The sequence below is a fragment of the Streptomyces sp. NBC_01351 genome (genome assembly GCF_036237315.1).
Taxonomy (GTDB): Bacteria; Actinomycetota; Actinomycetes; order Streptomycetales; family Streptomycetaceae; genus Streptomyces.
The window spans coordinates 855,990-876,696 of sequence record NZ_CP108356.1; the positions used below are offsets into that span (position 1 = coordinate 855,990).

Below are 20,707 nucleotides of genomic sequence, written 5' to 3' on the forward strand. Positions count from 1 at the left end.
CCGCTCCCGTCAGACAGCCACCGCGTGGGGGCTGCGCTCCTGGTCCGTGCCCGGCACCGGGGCGGAGGGATCCGCACCCAGCTCGATGATCCGATTGTCGGCGTCGACGTGCACGACGCGGGGCTTCAACACCCGGGCTTCCGCATCGTCGACCTGCGCGTAGCTGATGAGGATGACCAGGTCCCCGGGGTGCACGAGATGCGCGGCGGCCCCGTTGATCCCCACGACCCCGGACCCGCGCTCCCCCTCGATGACGTACGTCTCCAGGCGCGCGCCGTTCGTGATGTCCACGATGTGCACGAGCTCGCCGGGCAGCAGGTCCGCCGCGTCGAGCAGATCGGCGTCGACGGTCACGGAGCCGACGTAGTGCAGGTCGGCCTGGGTGACGGTCGCCCGGTGGATCTTGGACTTGAACATGGTACGAAGCATCGGAAAACTCCCGGTTTGTCTGCTCCCTGCCTGCTTCCCGCAGGTCAAGGGCGGTCCCCGGAGCCTACAACGATTCGCATGTTCGGTCAGCTGTCCCCAGGTCTTTGAGGACTCGCGCTGACCGATTGCCGACTTTCCGACACACCGGCAGACCAGCCCAGAGGAGCGTGGCCGGGCTCCCCGTGCCTGCCGCGCCGAGGACACAAGGCGCACCACCGCCCGCCACCGCCCCCGGCGGCCCCCGAAATCGTCCGCTCATCCGCGGCTCTCCCCCGCTCCCAGGCTCGGAGCTTCAGGCGGCCCAGCAGTTCCCAGTACCGCACGCCCCAGAACGTCCTCTGCGACTGGGCACCCACATTGATCGAGGTAATGCCGCCCTCCTCCACCGAGGGACCGCAGCTCGTCGATAACGAACCGGCAGGCGGCTCCGGCGTCCTCCCGGACTCGACGCACGGCCTGCTGCCGCACCTGCGGCCCGGCCCCCGTCGGGGTCAGGGAGGACCACGAGGCATCCGCCCCGACGGCGGGAACGAGTCGGCGGCGTCCGGCCTTCCTCCGGCAGGCCATCGATCCGATACGGAAACCCTCCTCCCCCACAACCTCGCTCAGAAGTCCGCGCGGACACGGGCGTCAGCCCGGCCGACGGATTCGAGTTCGTACATCTGGCAGTAGAGGCGGCGGATGTACTCGATGTCGCCGTCCCGAGCACGGGACTCGGCGACCGGGTAGAGCACCGTCAGCTCGTAGGACTTCTCGCTGTTGATGTCGCCGTCCTTGTCGCGCCACTGGCCGCGTGCCTCCTGGAGGGTCAGGCCGGCCGGGAAGCGGGGGGTTATCACATCGGCGACGAACTTCATGAACTCCTCTTCGGTGATCGGCGGTTTGCCGCCGTGTCGGCCGGTGCCGAAGTAGAGGTGGGTGGATACGTACGGCAAGCCGCGCTCCACCGCGGCCGCCTCCTGGCTCGCGGCCGGAGCGGCGTCCGACACCGGGCTGCCGGAGGCGACGAAGAACACAGCCGACGCGAGCACGGCGACGGCCGCGGACATCGGTATCCGGATGTGGCGCATGTACGGTTCCCTATCTTTCGGTTGGGGGTTTCGGGATGGTGCGGCCAGCCGGGGTGGGCAGGCCGGCCCGCAGGTGGACAGCCGCGTCCCGTAGTCGTGCGGGGGCCCTGGCGGTGCGGCACAGGCCTGCGGCCGTCCTGCTGAGCGTTTCGGTGGTGCGGGCCGAGCCGATGCGGGCGACGCGGGGGGCCAGGGCGACGATCAGCTGTTCGGCCTCCGTCCACGCCCCGGCCCGGGCCAGCGCGGACAGCAACTGTGCGGTGAACAGGTGCCGGTAGGAGGGGCCCGGGGCCGTCGCCGCTTGGTGCAGCAGCGGGATGGCCCGGTCCCAGCGGCCCAGCCGGGCCATCACCCAGCCCTGGTGGCCGAGCAGCTCCATTTCGTCGATCCACCACGCCCAGTGCGGGTCGTGGCGGGAGATCCCGTCCAGGAATCGGCTGCGGGCCCGGTCGATCAGGTCCAGGGGTTCCCGGCGGGCACCGAGCTGGGCGGCCGCGTGGGCCCGGCGGATCAGGACGAGGCTGTCGACCCTGGCGGGCAGCGGGCGCGCGCCGGGCACCCGGGACACGGTGTCCAGGGCGGCCCGGGCGTGGCCGGTGTGGGTCTGGAGCATGCTGTGGTTGAGGTGGACGAGGCGTGCGGTCCAGCGGTCCCCGGCCAGGTGTGCGAGGTCCAGTGCCCGTCGGTTGGCGGCGTGGGCGGGCGCGTAGTGGCCGGCGTCGAACAGGATCCAGCCGATGACCTCGCACAGTTCCGCGAGGGCTGCCAGCCGGTCGCGGTTTCGGCGCAGGGCGGGCAGGCTGCCGGGTGCGGCGGTGAGTTCGGGGAAGTTCCGTACGGCGGCCCGGGCGGCGGGCACCGCGGCCGTGGCGCCGTGGACCGCGTCCAGGGCCACCAGCTGTTCGATCGTACGGAGGGCCGCGCGGCTCACCGGGACTCGGTCCGGGAACCAGTACGGCTACGGCTACGGGTACGCGTACGGGCGCGAGGCGCGCGGTCGGACCCGCCGAGGGCGTTGAACGCGGCGGCCACCTCGGCCAGCCAGGCGACCTCGGCACGGAAGTCCTCGGACGGCGGTCGGACCTGGAGGTCCGAGGGCCGGGGCGGCTCAGGTGCCTCGGGCGGCTGGGGCGGTTCGGCACGTTCCTCGGCCGGGCGGTCCACGGCGGCCCGCATCTGCAGGGCCTCGCCCAGGGGTGTGGTCGGGTCTTCCGGCAGGTCGAGGGAGCGGGCGACCCGGACGAACTCGGCCTGGGAGACGAAAGGGCGGAGCATCAGTTGGCCGTCGCGGATCTCCACTACGCGGCGGTAAAGGCTGTAGTGCGGGTCGCGGGGCGGCAGCAGGTCGCGCGGCCAGGACCGCGGCGGGTCGAGGGCGATGTCGGGGGACGCCTGGTGCAGGGCCTTCCACAGGGGCCGGAGCCGGAGGTAGGCACGATAGCTGTGGATCCAGCCGCGGACCCGGGTGAGGTGGATGCCCCAGGAGGGGATGGTCCAGCCTGTGACCTGGAGGAGGGCGCCGACACTGCCGCAAGTCCACTGGACGGGGTCGAGGCCGGCCGCGTCGAAGTCCAGCCGGGTGCCGGCGATCTGGATGCCGCGGGTCACGCAGTAGACCAGGATGAGGCTCGCGCCCAACGTCACGGTGCGCATGCCGACGACGAGCCACTGCCGGTTGGCGACCCTGGTGAAACGCAGGGACAGCCTTACCGTCTCCCACTGTCCGATGGCGCAGATCAGCAGGTAGCCCAACATGTAGAGGGCGTATCCGCCGTCCTGGATGCTGAGCAGGATCGTCGACGTCGCCGTTTCGGATTTCGCGACCGGGCCGACGAAGAACGACGCGGTGACCAGAGCCGCGAGCGCCGCGCCGAAGAACAGCACGCGGCGGCGGCCCATGCGGCGGGCCTCGGCGGGCGGCGCCGACCAGTGGACGAGCACCACCTGCTGTGCGGCGGTGAGCACCACCACCGCGATCTGGGTGATCAGCGAGGTGACGTTCGGCAAGCCGAGGAATCCGGATATCTTCAGCCGAAGCTGGTCCAGGTCGACGAGGAAGCTGATGCCGGAGCAGAGGAAGTAGATGCACAGCCCCCACAGTGCGATGTCGCGTGGCCGGCGCCGCAGGTCGGGCAGCCGGTAGGCGAACGCGGCGAGACCGACGAAGGCGCAGATCCACGCCAGGGCCGTATAGAGCGCCGTCACGGCTGGTCCATTCGGCCGAGGCCCAGTTCGATCCGGGCCACGACGTCGGCAGCCTCGGCCGGAACGCTCCAGGCGGGCTCCACCCACCGTTTGGTGGCGCGGGCCAGGAGTAACGACGCCATCGTCTCCGCTTCCTGTTCTTCGTCGTCGCTGTAGCGGGAACGCATCAGCAGGCCGCGGACCGACGACGGGTCGACGTCGGACAGGAGCCGCCTCGAATCGTCCTGGTCAAGCCGCACCGAGCCCTGGTGGCCGAAGGCAATGTGGGCGAGTTCGTGGGCAATGATGTGTTCTTTGTGTGCCGGTGACGCCGACTTCTCGAAGGCGACGATGTCGAACTCATCCAATTTGAGCCAGATTCCGAACAGATGGCGCTCCGGGAATTGGCTGGGAATCAGGTGGATAGGGCGTCCGCCCCTGGCACACAAATACCGGTGGAGTTCGTCGATGCCGAACCCTTGCTCCATTCCCCACTCCGCGATCCGCACCTCGCAGGTGCGGCGGACCTGCTTGAGCCGACGCCTGAGCAGTCTGCCCTCTGATGCCTCCAACGCAGCGCCAGGTATCTTCATTCTCATCTCCGAGCAGACGACGGGGCCATGATGCCACAGGGACAACTAGGCGCCGTCCAGGGTGAGTTTCATCCGGCCACGGTCCGTACGGTCGGAATTGGCGCACCACAGCCGGATTTCAGGTCGCGGGTGGGCCGGCATTCGCGGCGAATGTCGCATGGAGCCACGGCCCGAGGCTGACAAACCCTGCTTCTGCCGCGGGAGTCTCCGTGTTCCGCACCGTCTTCACCGGAATGCGGGCGCCGCCGTGGATCGGCCGACTCCGGACTCCGCCGGCGGAGATGGCCGGGAAAGCACTGGCCGGTGGCTCCGGAATCCGGATCGTCTTGGTGCCTCACCCGTCGACCCTGTAGCGGCGCACACGTGCGAACCGGCCATGCCCGCCACGGCCGAAGGCGTACGGGCTAGCGGGCACGCGGCGTTGTCAGTGCGGCCGCGGCGGGGGCGGAGACGGGCCGCGGCGCGGAGCAGGGCGGAGGCCATCCGCTGGGCGTGTTCGGCATGACCCTGGGGGAAGGGGTGGAAGCCCTCCGGGCTGAGGAGCTCGGCCCGGACGGTCGCGGAACTCGGGACCGAGCGGCGGCGGAAAGAGGGCGTCGTTGCCGCCGGCGATCAGCAAGGCGATGCCACCCCGTTGACGAAACCCATAGGGCCCCCAAACCCTCCGCACCGGCCTCCGCCTGCCTCGTCCGGCTGCACGGCGCCCATGGCCACGATCAGCGCTGATACGTGCCGACCAGGGTGCCGACGGCCAGTTCCATACGCTTGACCTCGCGGTGCACGGTGTCGGCGGTCGGCCTGCCGTGCAGGGTTAGCGGCTCGGACAGGGCGTGCAGGCGGAAGAAGTATCTGTGCGGCCCGTGCCCCGGTGGAGGCATCGGCCCACTCCAGCCCACGCGCCCGAAGTCATTGGGCCACGGCAGCCCGCCCCGGGGTTTCTGCCCCTCCTCGGCCCCTGTGGCCCCTGGATCGATGGCGGTGACCAGCCAGTGGAGGAAGGTCCCTCCCGGGGCATCCGGGTCCTCACAGAGCAACACCAGCTCCGCGGTCCCCTCAGGCGCCGCCGACCAGGTCAGGGGCGGCGAGATGTTCTCCCCCTCCCCGCTGTACCGGCGGGGGATCGCGGTGTGATCGTCGAACGCGGCGCTGCTGATTTCAATTCCGGTCATGCGCGGCGCACTACCCGCGGGCGGCGGCTCGGACACCGGCCCGCAGGGCAGAGCACCCGATCAGCGGCGTCCGCTCGCTGCACGGCCTGGCCGCCGGTGAGCGCGCCGAGCGCGTGGACTCCCCTCCGTGAACGGGCCCTTTTCCCCTTTCCTCCCGCGACCCGTCAGAAGGGTGCGCCCGTTACGGCTGAGCGCCAGGGCCGAGCTCGTTCTCGACCCCATCTGGTGAGCGGGTCCGGCCGGTCCCAGCGTGGTCCGCAGGCTGACAGGGTGAGGGCCCCGAGCCCGACGAGCCGGCGGGCCAACCGCGGCCAGTCCGCCCCCTGCCATCAGCTCCTTGAGGGTGTTGTCGCCGAGCACTCCCCGCAGCTGATCCGCACGACGGGACAGACGCCTGCTCACTCTCGGGCGCATTGGGCTGGGCCGCTCTCCCCGCCCGGACCTGCAGTGGCGACGGGCCCGGGCAGGGCGGGAGCTCCCGGCACAGCCGAGGCACCAACAGCACATACCAGCCGGCCCGGCTCGGCCACCCACCACACCGGTGGGTCGATGCGAGGACACCCGTACGCCGGAACCCTGAATCGCGGACTGCCAGTGCCCTCCGAAGCGGGCCCTGTCGACGGGAGCTGCTGCAGGCTCAGATCGAAGTCGCCACCCCTGTGTGCACGGCTCTCAAGGTGGTGGGAGGCCATCTCCTGCGGCTGCGCCACGCGGGGTCGCCTCCGCCGCCCAGGCGAACGGCGCATGGCAGGCTGCCGTACCGTCGCTGGTGTGGTCGCATCGCCTCATGAAAGATCCGTTCGCCTGCGACGATCCGGCAGTGCTGTCCGCGTCCGCGTCTGCTCCCGCCGACCGTGTGGCGGCTCGCCGTGCCGTGGCCGCTCATGCCGAAAGCCCCGCGGAACGCGAGATACTGCTCGACATGCTCGGGCTGCTTTCCGGCGAGGAGCGCTGGTGGACGTCGGTGTCAGGCCCTGCGCGCTTGGGTGAGTGAAACCCCGTGCGGGCAGCCCAGCGCCTTCCATTCCCGCCGATCCCATGACGTGGGCCGGCAGCCGGTCTCCGGACGCATGGCCATGCCCAGCGCCGCAACACCTGCCAACCCCGTCCAGCCGCTTGTGGCCGCCGCTCATTGAGCCGACCGGGGCGGGTGGGCACGGTCGGAGCACAGTTCCCGCAGGGCATGGCCGGCAACGCCGTAGGGTCAGGCTTCGAGTCCCTTCGTGAGCTGATACGGCGTGCCCGGGACACCTGGCGCGCTGCCCGTGGCGCAGCCGCCCCGGCGACGACGGATGCCCAGTGTGAGGAGTACGGATGAGCGAATGGGCCATCGTGATCGCTGGGGGTGTAGTCGTCGGCTACGGGACGCTCTCGCGGCGCCTGTCGACCACGGTGCTCTCGGGACCGTTGGTGTTCATGCTGTTCGGGCTGGCGATCGGCCCGCTGGGCCTGGACCTGCTGGACCGTACGAGAGATCCCGAGATCACGCGGACGCTGCTGGAGAGCGCACTGGTGCTCCTGCTGTTCGCGGACGCGGCAAAGATCAGGGCCCGGGATCTGCGCCGGGAGGAGTTCCTGCCGCTACGGCTGCTTACGGTGGGCCTGCCGGTCACGATGGCTCTGGGATGGCTGGCGGCCTGGCCACTACTGCCCGGCCTGAGTCTGTGGGAGCTGGCCCTGGTCGGCATCATCCTGGCACCGACGGACGCCGCGCTCGGCCAGCAGGCCGTCTCCAACAAGCAGGTGCCGGCTCTGGTCCGCGGCGGCCTGTCCGTCGAATCCGGTCTGAACGACGGTCTGGTGCTTCCCTTCTTCGTGCTGGCGCTGGCTGCCGCCGGTGAGGGCCACGGCCATCCAGGCATCGCCGAGACGTTCCTGCGCGCGCTGCTGCTGAGCGGCGCGATCGGACTCGCCGCCGGCTGGACCGGGGCAAGCCTGCTGCGCTGGTCGCTCGCCCATGGATGGAGCAGCCCCGACTGGCGCCAATTCCTGGTGTTCGCCGTTCCCGTGATCACCTACGCGCTGTGTGTCACGACCGAAGGCAGCGGCTTCATCGGCGCCTGGACCGCCGGCCTCGCGTTCGGCATCCACCTGCGCCGGACCCCCGCCGACCAAGGCATCCGTACCCAGGACTCGGATCCGGCACAGAACACGAGATTCACCGAACGACTCGGCCTCCTGCTCGCCTCACTGAGCTTCCTCGTCTTCGGCGCGGTCATCCTGGGACCGACACTCCAGCACCTGACGTGGCGGACGGTCGTCTACGCGCTGCTCAGCCTGACCATCCTGCGGATGCTGCCAGTCGCTCTCGCGCTGGCCGGCACCGGGCTGCGCGCCGCCTCCGTGGCCTACATCGGCTGGTTCGGTCCACGTGGGCTCGCTTCCCTGGTGTTCGGCCTGCTCGCCCTCGAGGAGCACCTGCCCGGGGGGAACTTGCTGAGCGAGGTCATCGGTGTGACCGTGGGCCTGAGCATCCTCCTGCACGGGGCCTCAGCTCCCTTCTTGGGAAACCGCTACGGCGAATGGTTCACCAGGACACTGCGCGCGGAACCGAACCTGCGGGAGAACACACTCGCCCACAAGGACGCGCCACGCTGAAGGGATCGCGGCTCCCTCAAAGGGCGTCGTTCCATCAAGACTCACCAAGCGGGGCAGGTCGTCGGCCTGCCCCGCTTGACTGCGGAACGACCGATACCGCGATCCGCTGTACCGCCGGTTCTCGCGGCGACCGCAGCCCCCAACATCACCCAGTGCCACATGTCCGTTGGTCGTGGCCATACGAGAATCACATGTGGGCCAGGGCTACCCCGCGCGCAGGATCGGGAGGGGTTCTAGGGTGGGAGGGAGGGGACACCGGTGGTCTGCGGGCCTCCGCCTCTTTCACGTCACTCCCGCATGCTCGGGGCGGGCGCGACAACACCCCAGTTGCCCCAGGAGGACATGCGCCATGTCCACTACATCTGAAACCCCTGTCCTGGATACGCTCGCCGCCATGACGGTCGACTCGCTCGAGCGGTGTGGGCTGGCCCCGGACATGCTGCTGCTCACCCGTATCGCGGCCCTCGCCGCCTCGGACGCTCCGCCCATCTCCTACCTCGCCCACATCGATCCCGCCCTCAAGGCCGGTCTGACCGCCGAGCAGTTGCAGGACGTGCTGGTCGCCATCGCCCCCATCGTGGGCACCGCCCGGGTCATGACGGCAGCCGGCAACATCACCGCGGCACTCGGCATCGCCATCGCCGTCGCCGAGGCCGAGATCGACGCCCAAGGCTGACGCAGACGACCCACGGCACCACTGGACACGGCGCGCAGAGCAGGGCGCCGTGCCCATCGTGAGACCACAGGGCCAGGCAGGAGTGCATTGATGTCCGAAAGCGCGGCCACCGCGATGCGCGCGGTGCCCCACAGCACGCCCGAGGAACGCGCGGCCCAGGGCAAGGAGGCCCGCGGCCGCACGCCAAGGTCTTCGCACGCCCTCTACCGGCCGTCTCCGGACAGGCCGGACCCACTGGCGATCCTGGAGGCGCAGTCCGCGGCGCGGGTACCCGAGCTGGTCCCGATCCGCTACAGCAGGATGTCGGAGTCTCCCTTCCGGTTCTACCGGGGAGCGGCCGCGATCATGGCGTCCGACCTGGCCGGCAGTCCCGACTCGGGGATCACGGCCCAGTTGTGCGGGGACGCGCATCTGCTGAACTTCCGGCTGCTGGCCTCTCCGGAGCGGCGGTTGATGTTCGACATCAACGACTTCGACGAGACACTGCCCGGCCCCTGGGAATGGGACGTCAAGCGACTGTCCACGAGTCTCGTCATCGCCGGCCGCGCGAACGGGTTCGACGACGGCGAGCGCGCAGAGATCGTGAGCACCGCCGTCCGTGCGTACCGCGAGGCGATGCGCGGCTTCGCCGGCATGGGCAACCTCGACGTCTGGTACGCGAGCATCGACGCGGACCGCCTCGAGGACCTCGTCACACAGCAGCTCCGCAAGCGCGGACAGAAGCGGCTGGCCAGTGCCATGGCGAAGGCCCGCACGCACGACACGCTGCAGGTCTTCGACAAGCTCACGGAGCTGGTCGACGGCCGGCCCAGGATCGCGGCGGACCCTCCGTTGCTGGTGCCGATCGCCGACATCCTGCCGGACCAGGAGCGCAGCGCGCTCGTGCGCCAGTTCCGCAGCCTGCTCGAACGCTACGGCCTTACTCTGAGCACGGACCGGCGGGCACTCCTGGCGGACTACCAACTCGCGGACGTGGCCCGCAAGGTGGTCGGCGTCGGCAGCGTCGGTACCCGCTGCTGGATCTTCCTGCTCCTCGGCCGCGACGGCCGTGACCCGCTCTTCCTCCAGGCGAAGGAAGCAGACACTTCCGTACTCGCCGAGCACGTCGGTGCGAGCCAGTACCGCAACCAGGGCGAGCGCGTGGTCTCGGGACAGCGGTTGATGCAGGCGACGAGCGACATCTTCCTCGGCTGGCAGCGAGTGGACGGCATCGACGGCAAGCAGCGCGACTTCTACGTCCGCCAGCTACGCGACTGGAAGGGCATTGCCATGCCGGAGACGATGTCGCCCCAACAGCTGGCGACCTTCGGCGAGGTGTGCGGCATCACCCTCGCCCGCGCGCACGCGCGGTCGGGCGACCGGGTGGCGATCGCCGCGTATCTGGGCCGCAGCGAAGCCTTCGACCGGGCGCTCGTCACCTTCGCCGAAGCGTACGCCGACCAGAACGAACGCGACCACCAAGCCCTGGTCGACGCGGTACACGCCGGCCGACTACCCGCGCAGGAACTCCCCACAGCCTGACCATTGCGCGGCGTCGTCGGCGCCCGGCACACCGGAGCACGCCGATGCCCTCGCTACGCCTGCTCCAGTCCGCCCTTGTTCACGGCAACACGCTGCTGATGAGCGCCCCTCGCCGATCCGAAGGAGGCGCAGAAGCTCACCGGCGCGGACCGGCAGGCCCCGTCCTCACGGTTCGGGACGCGGATGGAACCTGAGTGCCTGGGCCTTCGCCCCCGGACTCCTGCTGATCGGCCTGGGATCGGCCTGGTGCTGACCCCCTCGGTTTCCAGATTCGCCCGCGGGTGCAGCGGATCCGCCATCCGCCACCCCCGGTTCGCTTCGACGATGACCCGCAGCCGTGCGGTCGCTGAACCTGCGGGCGTCCGCAGGCATCACGGCAGCGGTGCGCAGGACTTCACCCGGCTCGCCTGCGCCGTCATCCGGCTCTTGCCGGGGCTGCCGGCCCCGTGCTCGGGCTCAAGGCCCCAGGAGGAGCCCTACATCCGAACGGCCATGCGGCCGTCTGCTGCGGTGCCGATGTCACACGACCATGGTGGAGCGGAACAGCTCGGCTGGTTCCATCGCCCCGAGCTCGGAGCAAGGCCGTCCGATCCCCGCCCCGCATGGCGATGCATGGCGGGGGAGGCGAAAATGGGATTGACGGGATGAGAGTCACCCGATCGGCGGACAAGGCGTTGCCGGTAGGCCGGGAGGCGGTGCTCCATTCTCGGTGCGCTCAAGGAAGATCCGGCAGGGTGGGGGAGTGAGGCCGTGCGGTATGTCGGCGAACTCGTTTGAAGACTCGGGAAGCCGGGGGTAAGCGGGACACAGCGATATTCCCGCGGGTGCAAGCAGGAACAAAGGTGATCGTTCATGTGTCGATGGCTCGCCTACTCGGGAACACCCTTGCTGCTCGACACCATCCTGTACAAACCGGCCCACTCGCTGATCGATCAGAGCCTGCATTCCAAGCTGGGTGTGGAGACGACGAACGGTGACGGGTTCGGTGTCGGGTGGTACCCCGAGGGCAGCGATGGCACCCCCGCGCTCATGCGGGACGTCGGTCCGGCCTGGAACAACCGCAACCTGCGGGAGCTCGCGGACCACGTCACCTCTCCGTTGTTCTTCGCCCATATCCGGGCGTCGACGGGTACGGCGGTGCAGCAGACGAACTGTCACCCGTTCCGGCACGGCCGCTGGTTGTGGATGCACAACGGCTCCGTCGCCGGCTTCCACGCGATGCGGCGGGATCTCACCCTGCTCGTCGACCCCGCCCTGTACTCCGAGATCGAGGGGACGACGGACTCGGAGACGATGTTCTACCTTGCGCTCACCTTCGGCCTGGAGGAGGACCCGCCGGGCGCCGTCGCCCGGATGGTGGGGGTGGTGGAACGCGCAGGCCGCGAGCACGGCGTGGAGTATCCGATGCAGATGACGGTCGCCGTCAGTGACGGGACGACCGTGTGGGCCTTCCGCTACTCCAGCCAGGGCTCCTCACGGTCGCTCTTCTACAGCACCCGCGTGGACGCACTGCGAAAACTGCACCCCGACATGGCGTTCCTTCAGGAAGTGTCCGAGGAGACCCGACTGGTGGTGTCCGAACCCCTCGGCGATCTGCCCGGTGCCTGGAACGAGGTACCCGAGAGCAGCTACGGCGTCGTACACGCCGGGGCCGACGAGCTGCGTCCCTTCACCCCGCAACCGGCATGACACGTCGTCGCTTTCCCACACGCGGGCTGTTCCAGAGGCCGCAGACGACGGCGGGCGTCTCGCTTGCTTCGCGGGACCCGAACAGGTAGCCGCACCGCACCCCGTCACAACCGGCAGGAGACCCGCCATGAACGACTCGATGCTGAACCTGGCAGTGGACTACCCGCTGCTGAACATGTTCTGGACCATGATGATGATCTTCCTCTGGGTCCTCTGGTTCATGCTCCTCTTCCGCGTCATCGGCGACATCTTCCGCGACGACGAGCTGAGCGGCTGGGGCAAGTCGGGATGGACCATCTTCGTGATCATCCTGCCCTTCCTCGGCGTGTTCGTGTACCTCATCGCCCGCGGGCGCGGGATGGGCGAACGCGAGCTGAAGCGGGCCCAGGCGAACGAGCAGGCATTCCGCTCCTACGTACGCGAGAGCGCCGGACCCACGAGCGCCGCCGAGGAACTGACCCGGCTCGCCGAACTCAAGAACCGCGGCGACATCACGGCAGCCGAATACGAACAGGCCAAGGCCAAAGCCCTCGCGACTTGATCGGGACTGATGCTGACTAATCGCTTGTCTGCTCCCTGCCCGCTCATCGCAGGTCAGGGGCGGTGTCCGCAGAGTTCCGGGGACTGATCGAGCGGTACGGAGTCACGCTGCCGTCCGACCGGCGCGCCCTCCTGGAGGACTACCAGCTGGGGGACGTCGCCCGCAAGGTGGTCGGGGTCGGCAGAGGCGGCACCCGGTGCTGGATCTTCCTGCTCCTCGGACGGGACGGTGGGACCCGTTGTTCCTGCAGGCCAAGGAGGCCGACACGTCCGTGCTCGCCGACCACGTCGGGGCGAGCCAGTACCGGAACCAGGGCGAGCGCGTGGTCGCGGGACAGCGTTTGATGCAGGCGGCGAGCGACATGTTCCTCGGCTGGGAGCGGGTGGAGGGGATCGACGGCAAGCGACGCGACTTCTACATCCGCCGGCTGCACGACTGGAAGGGCATCGCGATGCCGGAGCAGATGTCGCCCCGTCAGCTGGAAACGTTCGGTGGTGTCTGCGGCATCACCCTGGCCCGCGCGCATGCGCGGTCCGGTGACCGGATCGCGATCGCCTCCTACCTGGGCAGCGGCGACTCCTTCGACCGGGCCCTCGTGACCTTCGCGGAGGCGTACGCCGACCAGAACGAGCGCGACCACCAGGCACTGGTCGACGCGGTGCGCGAGGGACGGCTGCCTGCGGAGGAACTCCCGGCCGACTGACGGACCCGCGGACCACTCGACCCCACACGTGGGGTGGCTGATCAGTGGCGGGAAGGTCCACCGTTCCGGGCTCGTGGAAAAAGCCCAGCTCCGGAGAGTCGCGGACACGGCGAGCCGGCACTTTCTTCCCTGAAAGCAGCCACCACTGGGTGAAGGGACCGCAAACCCGGTCGGGCGAGGCATGCGCTGGGGCGGCCCATCCCCAGGGGTCCCACTCGCACGGCTCGGTACGAGAATTCCGCCTGCACGAAACGCGCCCGAGGAGCACCGGATTGCGTCTCATTGTGTGGCAATCGCCCTTCACCAGGGTGATCACATCTGGTTCGGGGTACCACCCAGCATGATCACCGTTGGGGTCGAAGAGGAGTATTTGCTGGTCGACCCGGAAACACTCCTTCCCACTCCGCTCGTGCAGGAGGTGCGTGCAACGGCCCGCCTGGCCCCGATCGCGGAAGAGCGAGAGGTCCAGGACGAGCTGCTGCAGGCTCAGATCGAAGTCGCCACCCCTGTGTGCACGGACCTCGTGGAGGTAGGAGGCCATCTCCTGCGGTTGCGCCAGGCAGTCGCCGCCGCCGCGCAGGCGAACGGCTGCCGCATCGCTGTCTCTGCCACCGCGCCGGTCAGGACCGCCTCGCCCGTACCCATCACCCGCACCGCGAGGTACGTGAAGATGCAGCAAGAGGCCCGATTGCTGGTCGATGAGCAGCTGATCTGCGGGATGCACGTCCATGTGGGGATGCCCGACCGCGAGACCGGGGTGGCCGTCCTGAACCGGCTGCGCGTCTGGCTTCCGACGTTGTTGGCGATGTCCGCGAACGGGCCTCTTTGGGACGGGCGGGACACAGGGTTCGCCAGCTGGCGCACGATCATCTTCGGCCGCTGGCCGGTCAGCGGCCCGCCACCCCATTTCGCGGGGCTCGCGGACTACGAGGCGCGCGCCGATGCGCTGGTGGAACCCGGGGTGATCCCGGACCGGGGGCAGCTGTACTGGCAGGCCCGGCTCTCCGAGCGCTACCCGACCATCGAGGTGCGCTGCTGTGACGTGCAGCTGGAGGCGGACGACGCGGTGATACTCGCAGGTGTCGTCCGCGGGCTCGCCGCCACCGCGGTCGCCGAGGAGAAGGCGGGAGTCGCTCTCGTGCCGTGCCGGCCGGAGTTCCTGCAGGCCGCTACGTGGCATGCGGCCAGACACGGCCTGGGCAGCACGCTGGTGGACCCGACGGGCCGACTACGGAGCAGCGGGGACGTGCTGTGCGCGCTCCTCCGGTACATCGGCCCCGCCCTCGAAGGCAACGGTGATCACCGCGAGGTGACCTCGCTTGTCCACCGGCTGCTCCAGCGGGGAACGTCGGCCGACCGCCAGCGCCGCGCCCTGGCCGAAGCCGGCCTGCCGGCGGTCGGCGCGCTGATCACCGCAGGAGCCACTACCGCGTGAGCTTGCCGGGATTGAGGATCAAAGCGTGTTGAACCCGGCTCGGGTATTGCGGGCCTGGCAGATCGGGTCGGCCCTGAAGGCCGACCGGCTTGGTTCCGGGGTCAAGCGCCCCCGTCACAGCCGACAGGAGACCGACCATGAAGGACTCGATGCTGGGCGGATGGGGCAGGGCGGGATGGCTCATCTTCGTGATCCTGGTGCCGTTCCTGGGCGTGTTCGTGTACGTGATCGCCCGCGGGCGTGGAATGGGCGAACGCGAATTGAAGCGGGCCCAGCGGAACGAGGAGGAGTTCCGCTCCTACGTGCGCCAGAGTGCCGGGTCCGGCGGCCAAGCGGAGGAACTGTCCCGGCTCGCCGATCTCAAGAACCGCGGCGAGATCACGGAAGTCGAGTTCGAACAGGCGAAGGCCAAGTTCCTCACGACCTGATCGGGCCGGCGACCGGCCTGCGGAGACCACCACCTACGCCAGGGGCCCCCGTCAGGGACAGGCGCCGGCCGGGTCATCGTGGACGAGGGCGCAGACCATCTGTGCGCCGCGCCGGTGATCGGGGTACTTCGCAAGCAGCTCGGCCTTGAAGTCGTTCCATTGGCGGGTGATCTCGGCGGTGGCCCCGGCCGTCGCGCGCCGGAAGTTGTCGCCCGTCTTCGAGCGGGCGGAGGCTGGGGTGTCCTTGTTGAGGGCGCGGTTGTGGGCGACACGGCCGTCGCAGTCGGCGGGCTTGACGCCGGTGGAATCGAAGTCGGGGTAGCAGCCTGTGGCGAGCTCCGCGGGGATGCGCTCACGGGCGTCCCGGGTCCAGTCGGCGTCGTTCATGGCGCTGTAGCGGCGAATGTCGAGGAACGGCGCCACGTCCGTACGCTCCAGGCCGGGCGGGTTGTCGAGGCCGATCGGGCCGGGCGCGGGCCGATCGCTCCAGTTGGAATGAGAGTAGAAGTCCTCGAGCTGGTGCCACCCGCGACCGAGCTGTTCGAGGACGGCACACTTGGCCCGCCCGGGCTTCTCCTCCCACGTGCAGGGGGAGGACAGGTCGCTCTGGTCGGCGCGCACCTTGCCGTCAGCGTCGACGAGGCCGTCGGCGGCCTCCAACGCGTTGCGGAAGCGGGTGACGGAGGTACGGATGCACGCGATGAGCTCGGTGGTGGCCTCGTCCCGGGTCCGTGGGTAGTCGGGGGCGTAGCGGGGGGCGAGGTAGTCAGCGTTGTCGCAGTGCAGGGGGCCGACATCGAAGTACGGCGGGCGGTCATTGGCGTTGATCGCCCCGTCCTGAGCGTCGGCCATCTCTGTCAGCGTGACGGGCTCCCAGGGGAGTGCCGCCCTGGTGATGTCCTCGTGGTTGCCACCAGTGAAGGCGTGGGCCGCGCCGATCGGCACGGTGGCCAGAACGGCAGCCAGAAGGGCTGCGCGAGCCGTGCAGGACGTTCGGGGCAGGCCGGGCGGCATACGGCGGGGCATACGAAGCTCCAGGCGTGCTGGGGACGTGGGCGGCGGGGCGGCATGGTTCCTGACCCCCGTTGCGGACAGCCGCGATCTGGCGTCAGGCGGATTCCGGAGGTCTCCTGGTCTGCACCCGAAAGGGAGCCGCTCGACGGGGATCCCGGTCTATGGCTGGGCGCGGCGGGCTGCAGGCGTTTCCCCGGCCGCGAGAGTACAACCATGCCTCCATGCTGCGCGTCCGTCCCCGGCCCCGCATCTCTTTCGGCCCCGAGACGGGGCTTCTGACCTCCGGTCCGGCGACTGTTGCGCCTGCCGAAGACATGACAATGCCCTTGTTTTGTCGGCGTAGCCGGTGATGCAGGAACGGACCTTGCAGGGCAGTCAAGGGATCTTCAGCGGAACAGCAAACTCGGCCAGAAGGCCGACGTGTGTGCTTCATCGTGGCGGATCACGGCCCACACCCTCGTCATCCGATGGATGACTGCACCGGTGTCGCCGGCGGGTAAGGCCAGGCGCAGGCACCGTTTTGTCTACTCCCTGCCTCTTTGCAGGTCAAGGGCGGTCTCCGCAGATTACGACCAATCGCCTGTTCGGTCAGCAGGCACCGAGTAGAAAGGGACTCCGGGCATGGCCGACCGGTCGCGCCCGGTCGGATCGAAGGGGAGTGGCATGCCGAACGCCGGGGACCTGACGCCCAAGGAGCGGCTGGAGCGGCTGCGGGGGGCGCTGACGGGGGCGGGGGGCCTTTCGGGGCGCCGACACGGGAACGTGCTGATCGGGGCGGCGTTACACGCGGCGGACCGGCTGCGGGCCGGGCAGGCGCCGACGGATCTGGAGAGCCTCCTGCTGGACGTACTGCGGACGGTGCTGTCGGAGCAGGAGCTACGCGACTGGGGGCGGATCTACCGCGAGACCCTCACCGCGCACGGTCGACCGGACGTGGTGGCAGCGGAACTGGCGAGTCGTCAGGCAATGCGCGGATACGGAATGGCGGATCTGCGCGCCGGAGCACGGGAGTTGTCTGAGGAGGCGATCGCCTGCCCGAACGTGTCCTTCCTGAGCGCCGAGGCGCTGGCGGAGGGCGCGCCCTTGTGTTCGGCGGAGTTCGCCGCCGGGGTACGGGAGTCGGGTTTCGGCGTCTTCGGCTTCGCCGGTGCCGCTCGGGGCAACGAGACGGTCCCGGAGGCGGGTTCGTTCCGGGCGACGTGGGAGGTGCGGAGCCTTGCCGAGAAGCCCCTCTCGGAGGTGCTCTACGACGGACCCGGCTCCGACCGGCTCTCATTCGCGATCCACGGCGAAACGGAGCCGTACGACGAGTTGATTCGCGGGCTCGGTGAGCTCACCCGTGCCTGCAACGCGGCGGTGGCCGGTCTGGAGACCGACGATCGCCTCGTGCCCGGGAAGGTCTTCGTAGGCGTGGCCTGGGAGGTGATGAGGCTGTTCGTCTTCCTCAAGGAGCAACTGGGCGGCCACGACGACGATCCGTCGCATGTCGACCTGGGCTTCACCTTCGGCCGCGGCGACACCGCCGTGCTGTTCCACCGGCGCGAAGTCGAGCTGGATCTCAAGGGCGACGGCGGCGGCTCCGCGCTGCGGCTCAGGTACAGCGGCGAGCGGCCTTCCTTCCGCTCCGGTGATCTGGAGTACGCCACGTACCGCGCCACCCACCGGGCGGCAGGGCACGTCTCGACGCGGCCGTCCCCGTGGAGCGCGCCCATCCCCCTGGACCTGCAGAGCGTCACCGCGCCGACCCTGGCCGCCTACCGCGGCAGCCTGTACGCGGTCTTCGCCCGCCCCGGCGACCAGCTGCTGATGTGGAGCCGGTTGGACGGCGGCACCTGGAGCGCCCCGGCGCGGATCGGCAGTTCGGGCAGTTCGGGCAGTTCGGGCAGTTCGCAGCGTGCGGCCCTCACCGTGCACGGGGACCGGCTGTACTCCTTCCACACCACGCCGGCCGGCGACGTCCTGTGGAGCTGCTTCGACGGCTCCGCGTGGACCCGGGAAGTGCGGGTGGACGGCTGGGACAGTCCCGTGTCGCCCGCCGTGGCCTCACACGACGGAGATCTCTGGGTCAGCCACCGCGACCACGACAAGAGGATCCACGTCGACAGGTTCGGCAAGGACCACCGCAGCGACTACGGCCATCGCTTCGACGGCTCGGTGAGCGACAGCGCCCCCGCACTCGTCTCCACGGGCGGCGCCTTGTGGGTCGCCCACCGCGGCCTCGACGACAAGGTCCACGTCAGGTTCAGCGACGCTCCGCTCACCGCGGCCGACTGGCAGACCCACGACCCCGCGCACGACCTGCTGACCCACCGCAGCCCGACGCTCGTCGACCACCCCGGCCTCGGTCTCCATCTCCTGGCGCGCGGCGTCGACGGCAGGCTGCGCCTCGGCGTCCGCACCGACGGCGGCGGCTGGGGCGGAATCGACGCTCCCGCACACGACGGCGCCTTCCCCGCCCTGGACGCCGGTGGCGCGGCCTTCCACAACGGCAAGCTGTACGTGATGTACCGCCGCTGAGCGTGTCGGCCACCGACCACCGGCTACCGCCCACGTGGCCCCGGGCCAAGTTCACGACACTCCCCCGGACCGCGGCGGGGGATGGCACGATGCGTTCATGCCCATATCCCATGTCAACAGCCGCCTGGCTCAGGCCGGGACGTCGATCTTCGCCGAGATGTCCACGCTCGCCGCCGAGACGGGCTCGATCAACCTGGGTCAGGGATTCCCCGACACCGATGGCCCCGCCGAGATCGCCCGGGCCGCCGCCGACGCGATCCTCGACGGCCGCGGGAACCAGTACCCGCCGGGCCCGGGCGTTCCCGAGCTCCGCGAATCCATCACACACCATCAGAAGCGTTTCTACGGAATCGACTTGGACCCCGACTCCGAGGTGCTCGTCACCGCCGGTGCGACAGAGGCGATCGCCGCGTCACTGCTCGCCCTGCTCGAGCCCGGTGACGAGGTGATCGCCTTTGAGCCCACCTATGACTCCTACGCGGCGTGCATCGCCATGGCCGGTGGCACACACGTCCCGGTCACCCTGCATCCGCCGGCCTTCCGCCCCGATCTGGAGGCGCTGCGGGCCGCCGTCACCCCGCGCACCCGGATCCTGCTGCTCAACTCCCCCCACAATCCCACCGGAATGGTCCTCACCCGTGAGGAGCTGGCCTCGATCGCCGAACTCGCGGCGGAGCGCGATCTGCTGGTGATCTCGGACGAGGTGTACGAGCACCTCGTGTTCGGTGTGGAACACGTCCCGGTGTCCACGCTCCCGGGGATGCGCGAGCGCACCCTCACCATCGGCTCGGGCGGCAAGACCTTCTCCTTCACCGGCTGGAAGGTCGGCTGGGTGACCGGACCGGCCGCGCTGGTCTCGGCGGTCCGTACGGCCAAGCAGTTCCTCACCTACGTCTCCAGCGGGCCGTTCCAGTACGCGATGGCCGAGGCGCTGAAGCTGCCCGACAGCTACTTCGGCGACCTGCAGCAGGATCTGCTGCTCAAGCGCGACCTGCTGGCCGATGGCCTGCGGGCCGCCGGGTTCGTGGTCTACCCGCCGGACGGCACGTACTTCATCACCGCGGGCATCAGGGGTCTCGGCGATGAGGACGGACTCGATTTCTGCCGGGCGCTGCCCGGGCGGTGCGGGGTGGCCGCCATCCCCAACCAGGTGTTCTACAGGGACCCCGGGGCGCAGGCCCTCGGCCTGGTCCGGTTCACGTTCTGCAAGAAGACCGGGGTGTTGACGGAGGCAGTGGAGCGGCTCGGCTCCCTCGCGGGAGCGGTGGGTGCGCCGGCCGGAGCACGGACCACCGCCTAGGCCGGCCGGATGACCGTCGAAGCGGCGCTGCGGGCGACCCGGCTGCACCCCGGGGCGTGGCCGCGTTCACTTCCCCTGCCCGCGGCCGGGGGCGGGCCCGAGCTCTGGCTGGTCCCGCCCGGGCCCCTGCGGACCGAGGTGGCCGCACTGGCCGGGTCGGTCCTGGACGGGGCCGAGAAGGAGCGTGCCGCGCGGCTGCGCAGGCAGGAGGACCGCGAGGCGTACATCGCCGCGCACGTGGGTCTGCGGCTGCTTCTCGGCGCCTACCTCGGCACTGCTGCCGCCGGGGTGCCGCTGTACCGGCTGCCGTGCACTTCGTGCGGCCGGCCGCACGGACGCCCCGCGGTGCACGGCGATCCGGTGCACTTCTCGCTCTCGCACGCCGACGGGCTCTGCCTGCTGGCCTTCGCCGCGACCACGGTCGGTGTGGACGTGGAGCCGGTGCCTGCCCCCGCCGTCGCGGAGGAACTCGCGGCGGCCCTGCACCCGAGGGAGAGCGCCGAGCTGCTCGCCCTGCCGCCGGTCCAGCGCACGAGGGCCTTCGCCCGGCTGTGGACCCGTAAGGAGGCCTACCTGAAGGGGCTCGGCACGGGGCTGAACCGCCTGCCCTCCCTGGACTACCTGGGAGGGTCGGCGGAGGGGGCCGCCACCGCGCCGCCGGGCTGGGCGGTGGCCGACATCGCCGTTGACGACGGCTACGCCGCCGCCGTGGCCTACCGCTGCTGAACCGGGCCTGCTCCGGCCGCGATCCGGCCCGGCGGCCCAGCCCCGCAGGACGGCCCCGCAGGACGGCCCCGCAGGACGGCCCCGCAGGTCGGCTCCGAACCCTGTTCGGTCCGG

The 20,707-nt window shown here is 70.0% G+C and carries 18 protein-coding genes and 1 pseudogene; 12 read left to right on the plus strand and 7 right to left on the minus strand.

The window, feature by feature from the left end; all coding sequences use genetic code 11:
- Positions 1-9: 9 nt before the first annotated feature.
- The 6 genes from panD to OG625_RS04190 all read right to left on the minus strand — a co-directional run bounded on the left by panD (position 10) and on the right by OG625_RS04190 (position 5,445).
- Entirely contained in the window at positions 10-429 is a 420-nt protein-coding gene (panD, locus tag OG625_RS04165) for an aspartate 1-decarboxylase (protein WP_329376695.1), read from the minus strand.
- A gap of 605 nt (positions 430-1,034) precedes the next feature.
- Positions 1,035-1,499 carry a DUF3574 domain-containing protein gene (locus tag OG625_RS04170; protein WP_329376696.1) on the minus strand — a complete coding sequence of 155 codons (465 nt, stop codon included), beginning with the start codon at positions 1,497-1,499 and terminating at the stop codon, positions 1,035-1,037.
- Between the two features lie 10 nt (positions 1,500-1,509).
- Positions 1,510-2,430, minus strand: coding sequence for a DNA-binding protein (locus OG625_RS04175; protein WP_329376697.1), 921 nt, complete (start codon positions 2,428-2,430; stop codon positions 1,510-1,512).
- On the minus strand, positions 2,427-3,704 hold the full coding sequence (locus OG625_RS04180; protein WP_329376698.1) for an MAB_1171c family putative transporter: 1,278 nt from the start codon (positions 3,702-3,704) through the stop codon (positions 2,427-2,429). Before OG625_RS04180 ends, OG625_RS04175 begins: the two co-directional genes overlap by 4 nt.
- Positions 3,701-4,171: a hypothetical protein gene (locus OG625_RS04185; protein ID WP_329376699.1), complete on the minus strand. Its 471-nt coding sequence runs from the start codon at positions 4,169-4,171 to the stop codon at positions 3,701-3,703. Before OG625_RS04185 ends, OG625_RS04180 begins: the two co-directional genes overlap by 4 nt.
- Positions 4,172-4,992: 821 nt before the next feature.
- Positions 4,993-5,445 carry a YbhB/YbcL family Raf kinase inhibitor-like protein gene (locus tag OG625_RS04190; protein ID WP_329376700.1) on the minus strand — a complete coding sequence of 151 codons (453 nt, stop codon included), beginning with the start codon at positions 5,443-5,445 and terminating at the stop codon, positions 4,993-4,995.
- A 787-nt stretch (positions 5,446-6,232) separates the two neighbouring features.
- Here OG625_RS04190 and OG625_RS04195 point away from each other — a divergent pair.
- From OG625_RS04195 to OG625_RS04235, 9 genes and pseudogenes are all read left to right on the plus strand, one after another.
- A complete protein-coding gene (locus OG625_RS04195) occupies positions 6,233-6,439 on the plus strand; it encodes a hypothetical protein (RefSeq protein WP_329376701.1) in 207 nt (68 codons plus the stop codon).
- A gap of 320 nt (positions 6,440-6,759) precedes the next feature.
- Positions 6,760-8,043 (plus strand): cation:proton antiporter, encoded by a 1,284-nt coding sequence (locus OG625_RS04200; RefSeq protein ID WP_329376702.1) that lies wholly within the window; start codon positions 6,760-6,762, stop codon positions 8,041-8,043.
- 349 nt (positions 8,044-8,392) lie between these two features.
- Positions 8,393-8,719 (plus strand): carboxymuconolactone decarboxylase family protein, encoded by a 327-nt coding sequence (locus OG625_RS04205; protein ID WP_329376703.1) that lies wholly within the window; start codon positions 8,393-8,395, stop codon positions 8,717-8,719.
- Positions 8,720-8,809: 90 nt separating this feature from the next.
- On the plus strand, positions 8,810-10,240 hold the full coding sequence (locus OG625_RS04210; RefSeq protein ID WP_329376704.1) for a DUF2252 domain-containing protein: 1,431 nt from the start codon (positions 8,810-8,812) through the stop codon (positions 10,238-10,240).
- 852 nt (positions 10,241-11,092) lie between these two features.
- The gene (locus OG625_RS04215) at positions 11,093-11,929 is read left to right on the plus strand and encodes a class II glutamine amidotransferase (protein WP_329376605.1); all 837 of its coding nucleotides are present in this window, start codon (positions 11,093-11,095) and stop codon (positions 11,927-11,929) included.
- Positions 11,930-12,056: 127 nt separating this feature from the next.
- The gene (locus tag OG625_RS04220; RefSeq protein WP_329376705.1) at positions 12,057-12,470 is read left to right on the plus strand and encodes an SHOCT domain-containing protein; all 414 of its coding nucleotides are present in this window, start codon (positions 12,057-12,059) and stop codon (positions 12,468-12,470) included.
- A 59-nt stretch (positions 12,471-12,529) separates the two neighbouring features.
- Positions 12,530-13,173 (plus strand): annotated as a pseudogene (locus tag OG625_RS04225) (DUF2252 family protein); the annotation flags it as partial.
- Between the two features lie 340 nt (positions 13,174-13,513).
- Positions 13,514-14,608 carry a carboxylate-amine ligase gene (locus tag OG625_RS04230; RefSeq protein WP_329376706.1) on the plus strand — a complete coding sequence of 365 codons (1,095 nt, stop codon included), beginning with the start codon at positions 13,514-13,516 and terminating at the stop codon, positions 14,606-14,608.
- A gap of 137 nt (positions 14,609-14,745) precedes the next feature.
- On the plus strand, positions 14,746-15,036 hold the full coding sequence (locus OG625_RS04235; RefSeq protein ID WP_329376707.1) for an SHOCT domain-containing protein: 291 nt from the start codon (positions 14,746-14,748) through the stop codon (positions 15,034-15,036).
- A 51-nt stretch (positions 15,037-15,087) separates the two neighbouring features.
- On the opposite strand, the gene OG625_RS04240 is transcribed toward OG625_RS04235, so the two are convergent.
- Positions 15,088-16,062, minus strand: coding sequence for a hypothetical protein (locus tag OG625_RS04240; protein WP_329376708.1), 975 nt, complete (start codon positions 16,060-16,062; stop codon positions 15,088-15,090).
- Between the two features lie 651 nt (positions 16,063-16,713).
- Between OG625_RS04240 and OG625_RS04245 the strand changes: the two genes are divergently transcribed.
- From OG625_RS04245 to OG625_RS04255, 3 genes are all read left to right on the plus strand, one after another.
- On the plus strand, positions 16,714-18,567 hold the full coding sequence (locus OG625_RS04245) for a hypothetical protein (RefSeq protein WP_329376709.1): 1,854 nt from the start codon (positions 16,714-16,716) through the stop codon (positions 18,565-18,567).
- Between the two features lie 97 nt (positions 18,568-18,664).
- Positions 18,665-19,867, plus strand: a complete 1,203-nt coding sequence (locus tag OG625_RS04250) for a pyridoxal phosphate-dependent aminotransferase (protein ID WP_329376710.1) — start codon at positions 18,665-18,667, stop codon at positions 19,865-19,867.
- A gap of 9 nt (positions 19,868-19,876) precedes the next feature.
- On the plus strand, positions 19,877-20,593 hold the full coding sequence (locus OG625_RS04255) for a 4'-phosphopantetheinyl transferase family protein (protein ID WP_329376711.1): 717 nt from the start codon (positions 19,877-19,879) through the stop codon (positions 20,591-20,593).
- Positions 20,594-20,707: the final 114 nt, after the last annotated feature.